Origin of the sequence: Janthinobacterium tructae, assembly GCF_006517255.1 — a bacterium.
Classification (GTDB): Bacteria; Pseudomonadota; Gammaproteobacteria; order Burkholderiales; family Burkholderiaceae_D; genus Janthinobacterium; species Janthinobacterium tructae.
This window is the reverse complement of sequence record NZ_CP041185.1, coordinates 4,771,145-4,790,411: the sequence shown is the minus strand read 5'-3', so window position 1 is coordinate 4,790,411 and position 19,267 is coordinate 4,771,145. Positions and strand designations below refer to the sequence as shown.

17 protein-coding genes are annotated in these 19,267 nt (G+C 63.2%); 2 read left to right on the top strand and 15 right to left on the bottom strand.

Annotation, left to right across the window (positions count from 1 at the left end; translation table 11 throughout):
- Window positions 1-106 precede the first annotated feature (106 nt).
- The 3 genes from FJQ89_RS21055 to FJQ89_RS21050 all read right to left on the bottom strand — a co-directional run bounded on the left by FJQ89_RS21055 (window position 107) and on the right by FJQ89_RS21050 (window position 3,086).
- Window positions 107-346 (bottom strand): hypothetical protein, encoded by a 240-nt coding sequence (locus FJQ89_RS21055; protein WP_034753464.1) that lies wholly within the window; start codon window positions 344-346, stop codon window positions 107-109.
- 24 nt (window positions 347-370) lie between these two features.
- Entirely contained in the window at window positions 371-523 is a 153-nt protein-coding gene (locus FJQ89_RS28105; protein WP_168208500.1) for a hypothetical protein, read from the bottom strand.
- Window positions 524-590: 67 nt separating this feature from the next.
- Complete coding sequence (locus FJQ89_RS21050; RefSeq protein WP_168208499.1) at window positions 591-3,086, bottom strand: alpha/beta hydrolase family protein; 2,496 nt, start codon at window positions 3,084-3,086, stop codon at window positions 591-593.
- A gap of 189 nt (window positions 3,087-3,275) precedes the next feature.
- On the opposite strand from FJQ89_RS21050, the gene FJQ89_RS21045 reads away from it, so the two are divergent.
- The gene (locus FJQ89_RS21045; protein WP_141171577.1) at window positions 3,276-3,794 is read left to right on the top strand and encodes a CcdC protein domain-containing protein; all 519 of its coding nucleotides are present in this window, start codon (window positions 3,276-3,278) and stop codon (window positions 3,792-3,794) included.
- 1 nt (window position 3,795) lies between these two features.
- Here the strand turns inward: FJQ89_RS21045 and FJQ89_RS21040 are convergent, their stop codons facing one another.
- The 7 genes from FJQ89_RS21040 to FJQ89_RS21010 form a co-directional block, all read right to left on the bottom strand.
- Window positions 3,796-4,596 (bottom strand): hypothetical protein, encoded by an 801-nt coding sequence (locus FJQ89_RS21040; RefSeq protein ID WP_141171576.1) that lies wholly within the window; start codon window positions 4,594-4,596, stop codon window positions 3,796-3,798.
- Between the two features lie 12 nt (window positions 4,597-4,608).
- Window positions 4,609-5,628, bottom strand: coding sequence for a DUF4424 family protein (locus FJQ89_RS21035; RefSeq protein ID WP_168208498.1), 1,020 nt, complete (start codon window positions 5,626-5,628; stop codon window positions 4,609-4,611).
- Entirely contained in the window at window positions 5,628-8,459 is a 2,832-nt protein-coding gene (locus tag FJQ89_RS21030; RefSeq protein WP_141171574.1) for an ATP-binding protein, read from the bottom strand. Before FJQ89_RS21030 ends, FJQ89_RS21035 begins: the two co-directional genes overlap by 1 nt.
- An 8-nt stretch (window positions 8,460-8,467) precedes the next feature.
- Window positions 8,468-9,202: a hypothetical protein gene (locus FJQ89_RS21025; RefSeq protein WP_141171573.1), complete on the bottom strand. Its 735-nt coding sequence runs from the start codon at window positions 9,200-9,202 to the stop codon at window positions 8,468-8,470.
- Window positions 9,195-10,565 carry a hypothetical protein gene (locus FJQ89_RS21020; RefSeq protein WP_141171572.1) on the bottom strand — a complete coding sequence of 457 codons (1,371 nt, stop codon included), beginning with the start codon at window positions 10,563-10,565 and terminating at the stop codon, window positions 9,195-9,197. The genes FJQ89_RS21025 and FJQ89_RS21020 overlap by 8 nt, the downstream gene beginning before the upstream one ends.
- A 271-nt stretch (window positions 10,566-10,836) precedes the next feature.
- Window positions 10,837-11,598 carry a DUF3108 domain-containing protein gene (locus FJQ89_RS21015; RefSeq protein ID WP_141171571.1) on the bottom strand — a complete coding sequence of 254 codons (762 nt, stop codon included), beginning with the start codon at window positions 11,596-11,598 and terminating at the stop codon, window positions 10,837-10,839.
- Entirely contained in the window at window positions 11,599-12,717 is a 1,119-nt protein-coding gene (locus FJQ89_RS21010; RefSeq protein WP_243136163.1) for a DUF3108 domain-containing protein, read from the bottom strand.
- A 149-nt stretch (window positions 12,718-12,866) separates the two neighbouring features.
- On the opposite strand from FJQ89_RS21010, the gene FJQ89_RS21005 reads away from it, so the two are divergent.
- Window positions 12,867-13,589 carry a PhaM family polyhydroxyalkanoate granule multifunctional regulatory protein gene (locus tag FJQ89_RS21005; RefSeq protein ID WP_141171570.1) on the top strand — a complete coding sequence of 241 codons (723 nt, stop codon included), beginning with the start codon at window positions 12,867-12,869 and terminating at the stop codon, window positions 13,587-13,589.
- Window positions 13,590-13,610: 21 nt separating this feature from the next.
- Here the strand turns inward: FJQ89_RS21005 and FJQ89_RS21000 are convergent, their stop codons facing one another.
- The 5 genes from FJQ89_RS21000 to FJQ89_RS20980 form a co-directional block, all read right to left on the bottom strand.
- On the bottom strand, window positions 13,611-13,826 hold the full coding sequence (locus FJQ89_RS21000) for a hypothetical protein (RefSeq protein ID WP_010394693.1): 216 nt from the start codon (window positions 13,824-13,826) through the stop codon (window positions 13,611-13,613).
- A gap of 64 nt (window positions 13,827-13,890) precedes the next feature.
- The gene (locus tag FJQ89_RS20995) at window positions 13,891-15,621 is read right to left on the bottom strand and encodes a tetratricopeptide repeat-containing response regulator (RefSeq protein ID WP_141171569.1); all 1,731 of its coding nucleotides are present in this window, start codon (window positions 15,619-15,621) and stop codon (window positions 13,891-13,893) included.
- 11 nt (window positions 15,622-15,632) lie between these two features.
- Entirely contained in the window at window positions 15,633-16,352 is a 720-nt protein-coding gene (locus FJQ89_RS20990) for a sensor histidine kinase (RefSeq protein WP_141171568.1), read from the bottom strand.
- 157 nt (window positions 16,353-16,509) lie between these two features.
- Entirely contained in the window at window positions 16,510-18,309 is a 1,800-nt protein-coding gene (locus FJQ89_RS20985) for a family 2A encapsulin nanocompartment cargo protein cysteine desulfurase (RefSeq protein ID WP_141171567.1), read from the bottom strand.
- The gene (locus tag FJQ89_RS20980; protein WP_034784363.1) at window positions 18,284-19,213 is read right to left on the bottom strand and encodes a family 2A encapsulin nanocompartment shell protein; all 930 of its coding nucleotides are present in this window, start codon (window positions 19,211-19,213) and stop codon (window positions 18,284-18,286) included. The genes FJQ89_RS20985 and FJQ89_RS20980 overlap by 26 nt, the downstream gene beginning before the upstream one ends.
- Window positions 19,214-19,267: the final 54 nt, after the last annotated feature.

Genomic DNA, 19,267 nt, shown 5'->3' with positions numbered 1-19,267 from the left:
GGCCAACAATGTTGTCGGATTAGCGGCGCAGCCGCGTAATCCGACACCACAGAAACAACAAAGGGCGCCTCGGCGCCCTTTTTCTTGATCGACCGCAAAGGCGATCTTATTCAGCCACGTCGAGCCCCCGCTCTATCATGCCTTCGACATACGCGCGCAGATATTGTTCCAGCGCGGGGCCGGACAGCACGTTGGCCGTCAGCGCGCCGTGCGGCGAGCCTTTCAGCACGCCATCGTGGTACACGCGCGCAATCCAGGCCACGTCCGCGCCCTGGGTGTAATCGAGTTCATAGTCAAACGATTCTCCGCTGACTTTGCGTGTGTAGACTTCCTTGACAATTGCCATCTGAAACAGCCTTTCTTGACGAGGTTAACTGGGATGCGGGTGTGGCACCGGATCGTCCTGCGGCACCGGGTGCACGGGCCCCGGATGGTGCCCGGGCGCTTCTTGCGGCTCCGGCGCCGGCATGGGTTCATCGACAGGCGCCGGGTCGGGCGCGCGGTGGGCGTGGATGACGGACATGGCTGGCCTCCCTGCAGACAAAAGAAGACCATACCACGAGAAATGCGCCTCCTGCCCTGCGCGCCCCTTATTTCGCTGCCGGCTTGACGTCGGCGGCCCGTGGCGCGGCGTTCTTCACATATTTTTCCAGCCAGTTGTTGCTTTCATACAGCATCTGCATGATCGATTCGCGCGCGCGGTAGCCATGGCTCTCGTTCGGCAGCATCACCAGGCGCGCCGTGCCGCCCAGTCCCTTGACGGCCTGGAACATGCGCTCGCTCTGGATGGGGAAGGTGCCCGAGTTGTTGTCCTGCTCGCCGTGGATCATCAGCAGCGCATCCTTGATCTTGTCCGCATAGTTGAACGGCGACATGGCCTGGTAGACGGCGGGCGCCTGCCAGAACGAGCGCTCTTCCGCCTGGAAGCCGAACGGCGTCAGGGTGCGGTTGTAGGCGCCGCTGCGGGCGATGCCGGCGCGGAACAGCCGCGTGTGCGCCAGCAAGTTGCCCGTCATGAAGGCGCCATACGAGTGGCCGCCGATGGCGATGCGGTTGCGGTCGGACACGCCACGGCGCACCACTTCATCGACGGCCGCCTCGGCATCGGCCACCAGCTGCGGCAGATAGGTGTCGTTCGGTTCCTGCTCGCCGTTGCCGACGATGGGGAAGGATGGGTTGTCGAGCACGGCGTAGCCCATGGACAGGAAGGCGGCCGGGCCCCAGTAGCTGACGGCATTGAATTTGTACGGCGAACCCGTGGTCTGGCTGGCGGCGCTGGCCGTCTTGAATTCCTGCGGATATGCCCACATCAGGGTCGGCAATGGGCCATCGCGCTTGACGTCGTAGTTCGGCGGCAGCATCAGGGTGGCCGTCAAGTCCACGCCATCGGCACGCTTGTAGCGGATCAGCTCTTTCTGCACGTCCTTCAATTGCGGCAGCGGATGGGGGAAGTGCGTGAGGGCCGTCAATTGTGCCGCGCCCTGCTGCTTCAGGTTGCGCACATAGTAATTCGGCTGCTCGACAGGCGACTCGCGCGTCGACAGCAAACGGCTGCCGTCCTCGTCCAGCACGGCCACCACGTTTTCATAGTACGGCGCGGCGCTCTGGAACAGGCGCTGCTTCTGTTTTGTCGCCAGGTTCAGGCGGTCGATGAAGGGACGGTCGCCATCCTTCGAGGCGCCCTGGCCATCGAGCAGGATGGAACCATCGGCGGCGATGAGCAAGCGCGGCAAGCCGGCCGCATCGGCGCGCATGACGGGCTGGCCCGGATCGTTGTAGCGGTCTTCGAACGATCCCGCATACACTAGGTCGGCTGGCGTGGAAGGTTGATCTGGCGAAATCTTCCACTGCTTGACGGCGCGCGTCTTGTACCACGCTTCGCTGAGCAGGGCCAGGTCGCCGCGCCCCCAGGCCACGCCCGCATAGCGCGAGCCCAGCCTGGCCAGCACGGCCGGCTTGTCGGTAAACGGCGCCGCCTGCGTATAGACGATGTCGCGGATCTCCGCCGTCTTGGCCGGATCGCCGCCGTCCTGCGCTTCAGCCCACACCAGAGTGGCGGGCGCATCGACGCGCCAGCTGACGGAGCGTACGCCGGCGGACACGGCGTCATTGCCTGGCGGCAGCCCTTCCTCCAGCGGCAGTGCCGCCACCGCATGCTCCACCTTGCCATTCAGGTCGCGTACGTCGATCTGGTGGGCAAAGTCATGCGCCGGCACGATGTACGAATACGGACGCACGATGCGGGTCGTCAGCAGGTGCTTGCCATCGGGCGAGGCCGACACGCGCGAGAACTGGCCCGGCTGGCCCACCAGGCGCTGCTTGCCCGCCACGTCCAGCAAGGCCAGCTGGACGGTGATGTAGTGTTCGAACAGCTGGGCATCCTGTTCGTTCTTCAACAGGTCGGGATAGGTGCGCAATTGCTTGACGCCACCGCCCGGCACGCTATCCTGGATGGACGGACCCGTCGGGATGCCGCTCGCCACGGGTGCCCCACCCAGCTTGGCCGGCTTCAGCTGCACCAGCAGGGTCTTGCTGTCCGGCATCCAGGAAAAACCACGGCCATACACGGTCGACAGGGGCGCGCTGGCCAGCTTGCGCGCCGCTTTCGTCTGCACGTCGAGCAGCCACAATTGCACGCCCGATTCCTTCACGCCCTTGGCGGGATCGGCATAGGCGACATGCGTAAACGCCAGGTAGCGCTGGTCGGGCGACCAGGCCAGGTCGGCGATGCGGGGCGAGACAGGCAAGCCGCTGACCTTGATTTCCTTCTGCGTATCGATGTCGAGCAATCCCAGTCCCGTGTGGAAGCTGAAGCGGCTGGCCGAATAGGTGCGCGGATTGATGCGCAAACCCGCCAGCTTCAGTTCCGGCTGCGCCACTTCGCTAATGCCGGGCAAGGATGGCGTGGGCAGCACGGCCGCCAGGTTGCGTTTCGGGCTCAGGCTCAGGGTCGGCGCGCGCGGCGCATCGACGATGGCTTGCAGGGGCGCTGGCGGGGCTTGATAAGCGCCATCTTGCGCCATGGCCAGGGAAGACGAGGCCAACAGGCCGACAGTGATGGGCAGCAAAGGCAAACGAGTAGACATGAAACTCCAGTGTATGAAGGTGGTGACAAGCAGCGAACGCACCGCACCGCTCATGGCGGTGCATTGTGACAAGGCATAGTGCGTTCATGCCATGTAAATGTCAACCAGCAACTTTTACCGTTTGACAAGCATCGCCGCCCGTCCCCATCTCGCTTACAATCGCTGTTTTACCCGCACCCGATTGCCTACATGGAAACCACCACCCTCGCCCTGCTGTTACTGGTCCCGCTGCTGGTCTGGCGTATTTATTCGCGCCTGAAGAAACTGGTGGCGCGCCAGAAGTCGCAGCTGTGGCGCCACTGGAGCGTGGCGATCGCGTTTCCCGCGCTGCTGCTGTTCCTGGCGACAACGACGAAATTCGACATCCTGCCCCTGTCCAGCCTGGGCGCGGCAGCGCTGGCCGGCGGCTGGCTGGGCGTGCTGGGCTTGAAGCTGACGCGCTTCGAGCAAGTCGGAAAAGATTTCTTTTTTACCCAGCACCGCTACCTGGGCCTGGCCATCACGATGCTGTTCATCGCCCGCCTGCTGTACCGCGGCATGGAAATCTACCTGAACACGCGCCTCGACGTGCCCGTGCCGCCGCCGCCATTCGGCCAAAGCCCGCTGACCATGGCCGCCTATGGCCTGGTCATCGGCTACTACGCCATGTATGCGTGGGGCCTGGTGCGCTGGCGCCAGCGCAACAAGCCCTTGCAGGCCGCCGAGTAACTTAGTAGTACTGGCACAGGCCGGTACACGTCGTCACCGCCAGTGCCTGGCGTATCGTCGCCAGCGCCGGCGCCAGGGATGGATCGAGATCCTTGTCCGCATCGGCCAGACTGGTCAGCAGGCGCTCGCGCAAGGGCGGCGCCATCAGATTGGCATTCGCCGTGGCGTGCTGCGCCGCCGTTGCCAGCATGACGTTCTTTTGCGCCACATTCCAGAACGGCACCTGCACAAACTGCACCACGTTCGCAAACATGGTGCTCGATCCCTTGCTGAAGGCGCGGGCGCGCATGCGCTCGGCACCGCTCACACCCTGCGCCGGCTGCGTACTGAACTCGGCTTCCATCAAGCCGATCAAGTGCGCATGGCAATGCACGCCGAAGGCAAACAGGGCGGCCATTTCATCGCCATAATTGGCCAGATTCTGCGTCACCTGCTCCCGGCGCGCCTGCTGCAGCTCGGCGCCGGACAGCAGCAGCGGCCGTTGCAGGCCAAACGTGTAATACGCCTTACCCAGGTTGGTCGCCCGCTCGCACACGGCCACGCTCTGGTTCATGTCTTGCAGCGCGGCCACGGGTGCCTGGAACAGGCGCGGGCCATCGGCGGCCTGGGCAAACAGTGCCGCCACGCCAGGGTCGCCCACGCGCGGCAAGCCGCTTTGCGGCGTCGCCTTGGCCACCATCGCTTCCAGGCGCGCACTGGCGTCCTGGAAATCGGTGTAGCTGTCGGCCCGGACGGCGGGCGCGGCAAGCAGCATCCCCAGGAACAGGATACGCAGAGGACGATTGAGAGTTGCAGTTGGCATGGCGATATCTTTCTATTTTTTCAGCAAATAATGGGGGCGCAGCGCAGGCGCCTCGCCCGTATTCTCGCTGCCACCCTCGACATTGCCGAAATACACGTTCAGATCCTGCTGCGGACGGAAATTGCGCAGTTTCACCTGCAAGGTAGTGGGGTTGATCTTGGTAAACGTGCCAGGGAAGCACAGGCTGATCAACTCATCCGGCTTACCCTTGACCAGGTTCAGGGTAAAGTCCTCGATGCCATTCTTCCAGGTGTTGCCAGTCTTCAGGATGTACGAGACCCACTTGGCATTGACGAAGCCGCCCTCGCCCTGTTGTGCCGCCAGGCGGTTCCACGTCTTGTAGAAAGCCTTGTCGCCGCAATATTTTTGTTCAAACTCCTTGCCTTCGCCCAGGTAGGAGGCACCGGGGCCGGCGGCCACGAAGGGGGCATATTGATGGCGCACGCGCACCGTTTTACCGGCCGGGAATTTCTGTTGCCACTGGTAGACCACTGTCACGGACCAGGCCGGCACCCATTCGTCGTCTTCGGACAGCTTGGCCAGCAAGCCTTCGGCCACCATGGCTTTTTTCTGCGCGGCGGTCACAGGCGCCACCTTTTTTTCGAACGGGCTGAATGACGGGAAATAGGCGACTTGCGCGTCCGACAGGCCCAGCTGCGCCAGGCGCGCCGTCACGTCACGGCCGTCGAGTTTGGCGAGCAGCACGGTCTGGTAATCCTTGCGCTTGCCGTCGACCTCGATCGAGAACTGCTGCGGCTGGCCATAGTACGTGGGCGACTGGTGGTAACCGGCCTGGTAGGCAGGCAGCGGGAAGATGATGGTCTCTTCCACATCGCTTGCCGATTCGTTGAGGAACTCGTACTCGACCTTGATCAAGTCCGTGCTGACCGTCAGCACCTCCTTTTTCATGGCCACGGCGTCGGTCTTGCCGACGATAATGCCGCCGGCACTGACGGAACCGATGCCGTCATTGGCCATGGCTGGCGCCGAACACGCCAGCGCCAGCGCGGCCGACAGCAGCAAACGGCGCATCACGCCACCTTGCCCGCTACGGGCTCGACCCGGCGCTGCAGCACGAAAATCGGTTGCGCCCATTGGCTATCCTTTTTCTTTTTGCTGGTGATCAAAGTCAGTTCCGATGGATCGTAGACATCCGTGTTGTGCGTCAATGGCGTCGTCATCAGGTATTGCGCTTGCGTGTTTTTCAGGAATTCGCCGACCAATTGAATGTTGCGGATATCGAGGTGGGCAAACGGTTCGTCGATGAAGACGAAGCCGCCGGAACCGTCGTCCGATTTCAGCAAGCCGATCAAGAGCACCAGCGACTTCATCACCTGCTGGCCGCCCGACGCTTCGCCATCGTTCATGCCGATCACGCCCTTGCCGTCAAATTTGAAACGCACGTGCAAGCCCGCCTGCGACAGCTGCACGTCATCGTTTTCCAGGCGCACGGGGTCGGCATGCACTTCGATGCCGGCCAGCTCGCCCAGCTCCTTGATGTTCTTGCTGTAGGTCTTGATGGTATAGCGCAAGCGTTCCATGTAGGCGCCGCGGGCATTGCCCGTCGCTTCGATGGCGCGGTTGTTCTGGTAGCGGCGCTCGTCCGTTTCCGACTGGCGGCCATGCAGCTGGTCCGACAGGCGGTGATGCTGGTCGATGACGGTGGCGTCGAGTTCCCAGTCGTCGCGCGCCAGGCTGTTTTGCAGGCTGGCCACGCGCAGATCGACCTGGTGCGCATTCTGGTGCTCGGCGACGAGCGCCGCGCGGCGCGCAGGGCGGCGCCAGCTTTTCGGCAGATGGCGCCATGCATGGCGCAAGGCCAGCAAGGCGCGCGCATGCTCGGTGCGCTGCTCGATCTGCTTCTTGTAGCCAAGGCGCGCACCCGCTTCCGCTTCGGACAACGCCAGGCGCGCGTTTTGCCACACCGTATCGGCACGCGTGCGCGCCACGGTGGCGTTCTTCGTCAGGTTTTGCAGCTCGCCGAGGCGGCCGCCCACTTCCAGGCGCTCTTCCTTGAGCGGCTTCGAGTTGCGCAGCGCTTCGGCAAATTCTTCCTGGCGCGCACTGAGTTCCTTGGCCGCGTCGACGCCGGCGATGCGCGCTTTCAGGGCGCCCACTTCGGCCGCCAGTTTCGAGATCGCCAGGGTCAGCGTATCTTCCTGTCCTTCCAGGCCCGGCAGCGAACGCAGCAGCGCTTCCAGGCGGCCACTGCGGCCGGCCTGGCCGAAGCGGTAACGCGACGCTTCCACGAACAGCGAGCGCCCGCCGCGGCGTTCGCGGTGATACGCCTCGGGCGTGATCCACTCCTCATTGTTGCCCAACTTGAAACCAGCTTCGACGGAATCGACGCGGGCGATGCGCGACAATTGCTCGATCAGCCAGCTGGGCACGGGCGCGGAAAATTTCACCACGGCCAGCAAGCTCTCGTCTTTCGCGACAGGCGCCGTGACCAGCTCGGGCACGATGAAGTGGCGATAGCGCTCCTTCTCCGCCAGACGGTAGGCGGCAGCCGCATCCTTGGCTTTATCGAGCAGGACGACCGAGGCATAGCCGCCCAGCACGCCTTCGACGGCGCCCTGCCAGCGGCTGTCCGTCACTTCGACGATGTCCGACAGCATGGCGTGGCTGATGCCCGCGTCGCGCAGCGCGCGGCGCATGCCGCGCACATTGTCCGGCTCCGGCATGGCCGTCTTGCCTTGCAGCGCGGCAATCGTCGCCTGCTCGCCCGCGATGCGCGCCGACAAGGCGTCGCGCTGCTGGCGCTGCTGCAGCAATTGCGCTTCCTTCTGTTCCAGCTGTGCCGTCACTTCGGCGATGTCGCTGCCCGAGTCGGCTGCCAGCTTGTGCAAACGGTCCTTCTGTTCCAGCAGGCTATCCAGCGGTTTCAGCTTGCTATTGATCAGGGACAAGCGGCTCTGCAAGCCAATCGATTCCTGCTCCAGCAAAGTTTCGTTCATCTGCGCGTCGGACAGGGCCTTCGCTTGCGCCGCCAGCGCATTGCGTTTATCCGTCAGCTGCTGGTCCGCCTGCGCCATCGGTTTGCGCGCATCGCGCAATTGCCGGCTGGCCTGAGCCGCCTTTTCGCGCGCCTCGTGGTATTGCAAGCTGGGCAGCACTTCTTCCAGCAGGTTGCGGCGCTCTTTATGCAGCCCTTCCCACTGGTGGTAATTGGCTACGCGCAGGCGCAAGCCTTCCAGGTTGGTCTTCGACGCTTCCAGTTCCGTCTCGAAGCGTTTCAGCTCCACTTCCGTATCGCGCTGGTGGCGCTTGGCTTCGTCGTAGGCGTCCAGCACTTCCTTGTCGCCGAACACCTGGAATACCAGGTCGAGCAACTGGCGCGGCGCGTATTCGCACAATTTGTCCGTCTCGCCCTGCTCCAGCGCCAGCACTTTCGACATGGCGGGCGACAGGCCCGCATTGGCCAGGCGCTTGCGGTAGTTCTCCACGCCCAGCCAGTCGTTGGCGTCCGTGATGTCCTCGATCTGCACATTGCCCGGACGCATCAGATACTGGCGCTTCCAGTCGCCGCCATTCTTCTGGATCTGGCAAAACAGGGTCACTTCATCGTCGCTGAAGAAGCCGGAACTGCGGAATGGGCGGTTCGACAGCTGCTTGCCCACGTTCTTGTTGTCGACCACGGCGCGCAGCCAGGCCGTCTGCTGGCCCGAGTGGCGCGCATAGTGCTTGTACGTGCGGCCCATCGAGCAATCGAGGCCGAACAGGGTGCGCAAGGCGTCGAGCAAGGTGGTCTTGCCCGAGCCGTTCTGCCCCGCGATGGTGATGATCTTCGCGTCGAGCGGAATATTCTTGATGCGCTGCCAGTAATCCCAGTGCACCAGTTCAAGTGATTTGATATGAAACATGGGCGCTTTCAGTGAGGGAGGTCGGACGAATCGGCGTCACCGGCGTCTGGCAAGTCGCCGATCTCGGCGGACAGGTCGTCAGCCAGGTCGGCGTCAGGATCGACGGCCACCAGGCGTGCCGGCGCCCGCTTGAACACGTCGGCCAGGGCGCCATTGATGATGCGCTCTTTCAAGACGTCGGTATCCATCATCAGGTCCAGCAGCGGACCTTCCAGGATGAAGTCGCCGCGACGCTCGATGAAGCCCAGCTTGGCCAGCGTGCCCAGGTTCATGTCCATGCGCGTTTTCTTGCCCAGCTTGTCGCCGAAGTCCGACAGCAGCGCCTTGTAGGAAATGCCGATCGAGGCGTCTTCCGCGCGCGGCAGCGGTTTTTCCGTGCCGAACATATCGTTCTGGTCATCGTCCGCGTGCTGGTGCGTTTCCTGGCGTTCGCGCTTGGGCAGGATGATCTGCGCCCACAGCACCACCAGCAAGGCCACGCCATCGCGCGCCAAACCGAAATTATTGTTTTGCCAGACGTCGCGCGCGCCGAAAATCTTCGGCTCGATGGTGCGCGTCAGGGCCAAAGTTACGTGGTCGGCATACACGTTGTCGAGCAGTTTCAGGCCACAGGCCAGCAGGCGCGCATCGATCTCGGCGCGGAACAGCTCGTCGGACAGCACGCGCTTGACGAGCTTGTCGTCGCGGCGCAGGGTTTGATGCGTGAGCAGGCGCGCAATCAGGATTTGGGAATCGTCATTCATCGGCAGTGCCGCTATCTAAATCAAGTGAAACATTCAGTGAAAGCGAGGCGATCGACATGGCCGCCACGTGGGGGTCGGTCAGTTGGACCATCTCGTCGGTCGGTGTAAAGGTGATCGGCAAACGGGCCAGTTCGGCCGTCGAGCCTTGCAAGCTCGCTTCGGACACATCACCGAGCAGCGGCAGCATCGAGGCGCGGTACGATGCCACGGCAAAGCTGGCCGGCAGCAGCGAATCCTGCACCGGTACGGACTTCGGCCCTTCTTCGCCTATGCTGGGGAAATTGCCCAGGCTGGCAAAGTTCGACAGGCGTTCGAGCAAGTCATCGAGTTCAAGCTGCATGGCGGGACCGTCGCTGATGGTGGTGGGCGCGTCCTCTCCGCTGGGCAGGCCCGTGTTGATGACACCTGCCGCCCGTTCGGACAGCAGTTCCGTTTCGGCCACGTCGATCATCTCGGCCGGCGTGCTGAACAGGGGCACGACAGGCTGGTCGATGGCGCCCTCGGCCAGGCTGGCCAGGTCGTCATGCAGCAAGAGCCAGCGCTTGATGTCCGTGGTCGACAGGCCCGACTGGCCCAGGTGCACGCGCTGGCGCTCGATCTGGTTCAGCGCGCGCGAAAACATGCCTTGCATGTTCAACAATTTACTTTGTGCGCGGCCGATGGCCTGCGCCGCCTTGTGCGTGGCGCTGTCCGCGTTTTCATCGGAAGTAATCGCCACGAGAATCTCGGACCCCTTCTCGACCCAGTCGCAGGCCATGTTCCACTTCGCTTGCGCCGTGCGCAGCCGGAATTCGGAACCGGAAGCAATTGCGTCGGAGAACTCTTCCGTCAAATCCACCAGGCGGCCCAGCAAATGCTGGAGTTGTTCAACGGATACGCCGCCGACGGCTTGCGCACCGGCCACCTGCGACAGCAAAAAGCCCATTTCCGCTTCGTCTTCCGTCTGGCCCAGGCCCAGCAGGCTGTCGATAGCGGACAGCACGTTGCGCGCCATGGGCGTGACGCGGTACACGCCCTGCTGCGCATCCCAGGCCAGCAACTGGTTCGAGCGCAGGCGCATCAAGACCGTTTCCAGGCTTTCCGGCAATAAATAGGCCAGCTTGGTGTTGATATCGGCGCGCGTATAGGCGGACGTGGCCGCATCGGACGCCAGCTCGCGCAACACCAGCAAACGCACCAGCACGCCATCGAAACCGCCATGAAACAGGGCTGTAAACACTTGCAGCAAAGGCTGCGCCCGCTTCAAGTGAAAAACTTGCTCAATTTCATCGGCCGAAATATTGGGCTGGAAATGCGCCTGCAAGGAATCGTGATGCTCTTGCTCTGTCTGATGTGCATCCGTAGCCACGGCTGCACTTGCCATTATATCAATCATTCTTTTCCGGATGAGTGTTCAGCGGGCGGCGCAGCGGGCTAACGCAGCGCTGCGGGGCGGGGGCGTCAGTATATCAGTTCTGACATGCAATTTAGCGCGTGGGAGGGCCGCCAGCGGGCAGTCAGTTCGCCGAGTGTTGTATTGAGGGAAACCCCAACGGCGAAGAAAGGTCGGTTCCTTCGGAATCGGATGCACCCACTGGGTGCATCCCCCTGCAGGGTCCGATCCCGGTTTCTGCATCGGGGTTATTAGCAAGCGCTTACTTCTTGACGATCTTTTGCAAGGTTTGCTCGACGTAATCGCCGTCTTCATCGGCGAACGTCACCTTCACGGGATACCATTCCAGCGACGGCGCCAGCCACAGGTCCACTTGCTGGCCCTTCTTGTCCGGCGGCGGCGCCTTGACCAGGTGGATGGCAGCCACTTCGCCCAGGCCGGTGGCGACCTTGTCATCCTTGACGACCTTGAAGGTCCACGGCTCGGCATCGTGGCGACCGGCCACGAAGAAGCTCCATTCCGAACCGGGCGTGAATTTCTCGGGCGTGGCGCGCGCCACGCCGACCAGTTGCCAGACGGTACTGTTGCGGTCCTGTTCGCCGCCTTTCAGCGGATAGCTGTCATCGCCCTCGCTGAAGACGATGCTCTTGCTGTCGCGCTTGAACGTGGTGGTGGCCGCTTCCTTGCGGAAGCGTTTTTCCACGAATTGAGAAGGCGCCAAGCCGAAATCGTCCACCGTGCCTTCGCTGCGCTGTTCCAAAATCTTGCCGAACAGGGCAGCCTTGGTTTCGGCCAGCAGCGAATACTTGCCATCGCCCACGCGCCAGTTGCTGACCGATTCGCCGGACAGTCCGATGCCGCGCTGTTTGGCCTTGATCGAATAGACGAGGTCAGCCGATGGCGCCAGCTTGTAGGGGCGCTTGATGACGGGATGCTCCACGGGCGCGTCGGCCATGGCGGGAGTCAGGGTGGCGGCCAGCAAGCTGGCCAGCACCACGCGTTTTAAAGTAGTCAAAGTCATCATTTATTTTCCTGTAGCGTCATTGACGCGAATTTGGGTCACGGTTTGCGTGGTCAGCGCCCCGCTCGCCTCGGTATTGCGTATTTGTACCGGATACCATTGCATGGACGGCGCCAGCCAGATATCGAGCTGCGACGAATAGGTGCCGGGCTTCGGTGGCCGGCGCAGATGCCAGGTCACCAGACGGCCCATTTTGGTATCGAGTTCTTCCTCGCCCACCAGCTGGAAGCGGAACACGGTCGCTTCCTTTTCCTCGCCGACGAGGATGTCGATATTGCCGGCCAGCTGGTTGACGTCGGCGCGGCCGATGGCGGCCAGCTGGAACGGCACCGTGGCCTTGTCCTGCGCCCCCTCCTGCCATAGCGCCGTGGCCGTCGTGGCCGAAAACGTGATGGCCTTGGCGTCGCGCTTGAAATGCGTGGCCGTTTGCGCGCGGCCCTTGCGTTTTTCCGTGGCCGTGACGGGCACGATGCCGCTGCCGTCGATCACGCCCTCGCTGGTCAGCACCAGCAGGTTGATGCGCGTGATCAGCATGCTCAAGCCCACTTCCAGTGTCAGCTGGTAGGTATCGCCTTTGTTGTCCCACGCCATGGCGGCCACGCCCTGCCACTTGGTGCCGTCGGCATCGCGCCGGTCCACATGCAAGTCGAACTGGGCCGAGGCAGGTACATTCGTCTTGTAGTGCCGTGCCTGCTCGACGGCCGGTGGTGGCGGCGCGGCAGCTGGCGCGGGCGCGGCCGCCACGGCAGGCGCAGGCGCCGTGATGGCCGGGGCAGCCACTGCGGCCGGCTCGGACGTGGCAGGGCCTTGCGGCACATCGCTGGCGGGCGCCGTCCACTGGGGCGTTTCGCTCGACGCCAGTTCCGTCGGCGGCGGCGGTGGCGGCGGCCTGGGCTTGGGCATGGGGAACTCGGGCGGCGGCGGTGGTGGCACCACTGGCAATGGCCTGGGCGGCTCGGCGATCAAGGCCATGCTGACCATCTGCGCACGATTCTGCCCCAGCGGCACCATGCGGGCATGCGAGGTGAGCCATTCCAACGCCACGTAATGCAGTGCGCCGATGACCGCGACAAAGATGACGGTACGGCGGCGCGGTGGCGAAAAGAAGGAGTCGGGCATCATAGGCCGTAGTGTACCGCTTCCACCCCACTTCCCGCTTCTTGCCCGCGCTCAACTCCTGATGTTTTATGTAAGAAAATGTTGGCAGCGTTGCGTCAGTTGCAAGCTGATATCTGCTACGCTAGGGGCATCCACCTACCAGGAGATTTCGCATGGCAAATCCGCAAATGCCCCAAATGCCGGGCGCAGCAGTTGTGACCGATACCCTCGACTTCGTCAAGAACCTGTGGGGCAGCATGAGCGTGCCCGGCATGGGCATGCCCGGCATCACGGCGCCCACCATGTCGGTGGAAGAGCTGGACAAGAAAATCAGCGACCTGAAAGCCGTCGAAGCATGGCTGAACCTCAATACCAGCATGCTGCGCGGCAGTATCCAGGCGCTGGAAGTACAGCGCGGCACCATCGCCACGCTGAAATCGATGGGTGCTTCACTGGCGGCGGCCATCACCCAGCCCGGCGCCAGCGAGAAAAGCGTCTTTGAATCAGTGCCCTACGCTTCCGCGTTTTTCCAGCAGGCGACACCTGCGGCACCCGCGCCTGCACCAAAACCGGCGCCCGCACCTGCGCCCGCGCCGGAACCCGCTGCGGCGGTGCCCGACGATGCCGACAACCAGGCAGCAGCCCAGTTGGCCAATCCAAGTGCTTGGTGGAATTTGTTACAAGATCAGTTCAAGCAGGCCGTGTCGACGGCAATGTCGCCCGACGCTGCCAGTGCGGCAGCGGCCAGTTTCGGCGGTGGCACCAAGGCCAAGCCAGCGGCCAGCAAGTCCGCCAAGCCGGCAGAAGCAGGCACGGCAGCCAAGGCCAAGGCCCCGCTGCGCAAGGCGCCCGCGAAACGCGCAGCGCCCAAGGCTAAAGCACCAGGCAAGGCCTGACGCGTCAAGCCAGCGATATGATCAGGCGATACGATGAATGCGGATCGCCTCGATCATGTTGTCGGCCTGGCGTTTTACGTCACCGATCGTGATCAGGCCTTCGTCGGCCAGCGCCTTGGCGTGCTCGTACGAAGACTGGAATGTTTCCAGCGTGTCTCCCTTGGCGGCGACCGGGCGTACCCAGGCAATACTGCCGACCTTCATTTTTTTGTACACTTCATTGACCACATCACGCATAGTTTCTTCCTTATTGTTGTAAAGCAACTCAAGCACGGGCGAACCCACGCTGGCCCCTAGTTTATCATCCGGCACGCTCGCGCACGGATTTTCCCCCTTTTTCCGGCGCCGGCAGCGTTTTTTCCGCCACCTCGACGGCCTGTTCCGGCCCGGGCGGCGGCGTCAGCTGCACCAGTTGCTCCATCAATTGCGCAAAGCGCTGCTGTCCCGGTGCGATTTTGTCTACATACAACAACACTTCCATGGCTTCGGCCGCCAATTCCGCCTGGTAACCGCGCTGCTCCAAAAAAGACACGATGATTTGCGCGGAATTGAACAGGATGCGCAGGTTGTTCGGCAGTTTTTCGCGTGCCGCGCGCATCCAGGCGACCGCCTCGTTGAGCTTGTCCGTCTTCCACAGCAGCACGCCCTTGTTCATCAAGTCCGACGCTTCCTTGCGCGCAGCGATGATCAGGCTGGTGCCTTCGTCGCCCATCTTCGCCTTGTCGAAGATCTTTTGCACCTCGTCCTGCACCACCTGGTTGTCGTGGTTATTCTTTACCACGTAGCACAGCAGGCCGGCCGGCGCATCCTTGACGCCGACGGCGAACAGCAGGGTCGCCAGTTCCATGCAGATGCTTTTTTCGGGCCGCGCCGGGTCTTCCAGCAGCATGGCTTCGAGCTCGTCGCCGCACTTGCGCGCGCGCCGGTAATCGCCCGTTTCGTGGTGCACCATGCCTTCCGTGATCTTCGCGCGCAAACCGATCTGCTCGGGCGGGAATTCACGCTGCGCCAGCAGCAGCCATTGCAGCGCCTCCTTGGCATCCTTTTTCAGTCCGCACACGCGCGCCAGGCCCAGGTAGGCATCCGGCGTCTTCATGACAGAAAATTCACCGATGGAAATACACTTGCGAAAAGCCTTTTCCGCCATGCTGACATTGCCGACTTTCAAGGCGGCCAGCCCCAGATTGCGCTGGCGCGGCACCGAATTGGGCGACAGGCGCGCCGCCTTTTCCAGCACGCCGCAGGCTTCCTCGTGCTGGCCCATCAGCTGGTAAGCGACGGCCATCTGATCGTAGGCATCGATGTAATACTTGTTTTCGACGATCACGCCCTGGAAGATCTGCCGCGCCGCCTCGTGCTCGCCGTTATTCATGCGGATCTTGCCCAGGCCCGCCCTGGCCCAGCTGTAATCGCGCTCGGCCAGCACTTTTTCGTACACGGCGCGGGCCTTTTCCGGCTCGCCGCTTTTCAGCAGCAACGATGCCTTCATGCGCAGCAATTCCAGCGCGTGCAGCTTGTTGAGCTCGATCTGCGCGTCGCACAATCTGGCCGCGCGCAAATAATCCTTTTCCATGCAGGCCTGGTCGATTTCGCGAAACACCTGCTTCTTGTGCCACACGCGGTTCAGCCGCGTCAGCAGCACGCCTTCCGTGATGGGTTTGATCAGGTAGGCGTCGGGCTGGTGCTCGGCCGCGCCCATCACCGATTCCACGCTTTTCTCGGCCGACACCATCAGCCACACGCTCGACGGCGCCGTCAGGTTGCGCACGCGCGTCTCTTCCAGCACCTGCTGGCCATTCTTGCCTTCACCCAGGTTGTAATCGCACAGCACCACGTCGTAGCGCGTCTTGGCCAGCAGCTTCATGGCTTCGCCGCCGCTGGCGGCCTGGTCGATATGGCGCGCGCCCAGGTTGCGCAAGGATTCGCGCAGCAGGATGCGAATGCCGATGAAGTCGTCGACCAGCAGATAATGCTTGTCGGCCCAGTCGGTGCTGCCCGCTTCGCCGGCGGTGGCGTGGCTCTCTGTCGTCATGGCATCCTCATTCAGGGCAGGCGCAGGATGAAACAGCCGCCGCCCAGCGCGCCGCCATTTTCCAGGGCGATGCTGCCGCTACGGCCCCGGTGCTTGTGCATCTTCGCCACTTCGCTGGAGAAATACAGGCCCAGTCCCGTGCTGTTGGTGGAAAAGTTCACACCGGCCGCCATGCCATCCATGGCTGCGCCGCCCGCGTCGAGCAGCGCCTGCGAGTAGCCGTCGCCATTGTCGTCCACGCGCAGCTCGAGCATATTGTCGTGCTCCTGCACCGACAGGCGGATCGTGTCCTTCGTGTAGCGGATGGCGTTGTTGATGGCATGCGCCAGCACGCCGATGACCAGGTCTTCATCGAGGGTCCAGATCAGCTCGGCCGGGCAAGCCGTCTCCAGGCGGATGCCTTTCGAGGCCAGCAGGATCTTTTCCTGGTCCACCACCTGGTCGATGACCTGGCTCACCAGTTGCGGCTGCACGTCAAACGGGTAGCCAGGCTTGCCCACTTCCTTGTACAGGGCCAGCAGCTGGATCAGGTTATCGTTGAGGCGCTTGGTCTGGTACAGCATCTGCGCCATCTGCAGGTAGGCGGGGTCGGCCTGGGGCGCGGGCTTGGCCTGCTCGGCCGCCAGCAGCGACTCCAAAGTGCCGCTGACCACGCTGATCGAATTTTTCATGTCGTGCACGGTCGACGCCAGGAACAGGAAAAGCTCGGGCGAGCTGTGTTGATTTTCCACCGGATATCTCCTTGGGGCCGCAGCTTGAATATTGCCAAGGATAAATTATACCGCCAGCCTGCGGACGCCAGCCAGCCGCGCGCAAAGTCCGTGACCTGACGCAACAATGCCGCCCCAGCTGGCGCAAGGGCGGCATTGCATTGCCAAACCGGCAAGATCAGCGGCGCGCACCCGCCAGGCGGCGCACCACCGCGATCAGCCGGTCGATTTCCTCATACGTGTTGTAGAAGGCGAACGATGGCCGCACGGTCGCTTCCACGCCGAAGCGGCGCAAAATCGGCTGGGCGCAGTGGTGGCCCGAGCGCACGGCGATGCCCTCGTCGTTCAGGGCGCGCCCCACTTCCGCAGGCTCGTAGCCGGCCAGCACGAACGAGGCCACGCTGGCCTTCTCGAATGCCGTGCCGATCAGGCGCACGCCGGGAATGGCCTGCAAATGGTGCGTGGCGTATTCCAGCAGCGCGTGCTCGTAGGCGGCGATGTTGTCCAGGCCGATGCGCTGCACGTAATCGATGGCCGCACCCAGGCCCACGGCATCGGCAATATTGCCCGTGCCCGCCTCGAAACGGTTCGGCACGCCCTGGTAGACGGTGCGCTCGAACGTCACGTCGGCGATCATGTTGCCGCCGCCCTGCCACGGCGGCAATTGCTCCAGCAAGTCCGCCTTGCCATACACGGCGCCGATGCCCGTCGGGCCGAACACTTTATGCCCCGAAAACACGTAAAAATCGGCGCCCAGCGCCTGCACGTCGACGCGCAGGTGCGACACGGCTTGCGCGCCATCGACCAGCACGCGCACGCCGGCCGCATGCGCCAGCGCGATGATCTGGGCCACGGGCGTGACCGTGCCCAGCGCATTCGACACCTGCGTCACGGACACCAGTTTGGTGCGCCCGTTGAGCAGCTTGCGGAATTCTTCGACGATGATCTGGCCGCTGTCGTCGACGGGAATCACGCGCAGTGTCGCGCCCTTTTCCGCCGCCAGCTGCTGCCACGGCACGATGTTGGCGTGGTGTTCAAGCTGCGAGACGATGATCTCGTCGCCGCTACCGATGTACTTCCGGCCGAAGGTATTGGCGACCAGGTTGATGCCTTCCGTGGCGCCCCGCACGAAGATGATTTCATTGGCCGAGGCGGCGCCAAGGAAATGGGCGACCTTGGCGCGCGCGGCCTCGTACGCATCGCTGGCGCGCGCCGCCAGTGCGTGCGCCGCCCGATGGATGTTCGAATTCTCGTGCGCATAGAAATACGACACGCGGTCGATCACCGACTGCGGCTTGTGCGTGGTGGCCGCATTATCGAACCACGCCAAAGGCTTGCCGTTGACGCGCTCAAGCAGCACGGGAAAATCGCGCCGCACGGCGTGCACGTCGAACGGCGCGGGTGCCTGGCGTTGGCCCGGCTGCGTCGCCGAGGGCAGCTCGGTCTGGAAATAGAACGCGGGCTGGCTGTTGGCCGGCGATACGGGCAGCTGACGCGCGGGCGAGCGCTGCGGCGTGGCAAACAGCCCGCTTAAATCACCGGGTGCCGCCGGCGCCTGCCCCAGTCCCTGCTGCGCCAGGCCATCGAGCTTGCCGTTCGACGCGGGATAGCCATGCGCGCCACCGACAAAATAGTAGGGCGACGGTGCACCAAGGCTGGATGCCCGTGGCGTCGGCACGGAAGCAGGCGCCGGCGCAATCGGCGACTCCAGGGGCGCCGTCACGGGCGGCACTTGCGCCGTCGCCACGCCGGGGGCGATGGCGGCGAACGAAGGTCCGGGCTGCGGCGGCGGCCGGTTGGCATAGCGGGGCACCGCATCGAGCACGCTGCCGGAACCACCGAGGCTGGGCGACTTGTCCAAGCCCGGCAAACGCGCGAAAAACTCGCCTGCCAGCCGGTTCAGGGTCGCTTCATCGGGCAAGAGGGACGACGGCGCCAGGGCCGCCGCGCCATCACTTGTAGGTATCTGGGTAGTCATGGTATTTACCGATCTCCACGTCTTCCAGTACGGCCAGTGCATCGTCGGTCAGCACGGCCAGCGAGCAATACAGCGAAATCAAATAGGACGAAATCGCGTGGCGGTTGATGCCCATGAAGCGCACGGACAGGCCCGGGCTTTGCTCGCCCGCCAGGCCAGGCTGGAACAGGCCGATCACGCCCTGGCGCTGCTCGCCCGCGCGCAGCAAAATGATTTTCGTCTTGCCGTCTTCGATCGGCAGTTTGTCGGACGGCACCAGCGGCACGCCGCGCCAGGTCAAAAACTGCGAACCGAACAGGCTGACGGTCGGTGGCGGCACACCGCGGCGCGTGCATTCGCGACCAAAAGCGGCGATCGCCAGCGGGTGCGCCAGGAAGAAGCCCGGTTCCTTCCACACTTTTGTCAGCAGTTCGTCGAGGTCGTCCGGCGTGGGCGCGCCCGTCAGCGTAAAAATGCGCTGGTCGTCATGCACGCTAGCAAGCAGGCCGTAGTCGGGATTGTTGATCAGTTCGCTTTCCTGGCGCTCCTTGATCGTCTCGATGGTCAGGCGCAATTGCTCCTTGATCTGGTCGTGCGGGCTGCTGTACAGGTCCGACACGCGCGTGTGCACATCGAGCACCGTGCTGACGGCATTGAGAAAATACTCGCGCGGCTGGTCGTCGTAGTCGACGAACGTTTGCGGCAGTTCCGACTCGTCGCGCTGCGAGCAGGCCACGCGCACATCCTTCGGATTTTTCACGCGATTGAGGCGGTAGATACCCGCTTCCACGGGCAGCCATTGCAGCAGGTGCACCAGCCAGCGCGGCGTGATCGTGGATAACTGGGGGACGCTCTTGCTTGCATTGGCCAGCTGGCGCGCGGCGTTATCGCCCAGCGCGAACTGGTTCTCTGTTGCTTCTGCCATGACTACTCCTGATGAGAAAAGTGAATATGCTTATCTGAAAAACAAATAAAGTAT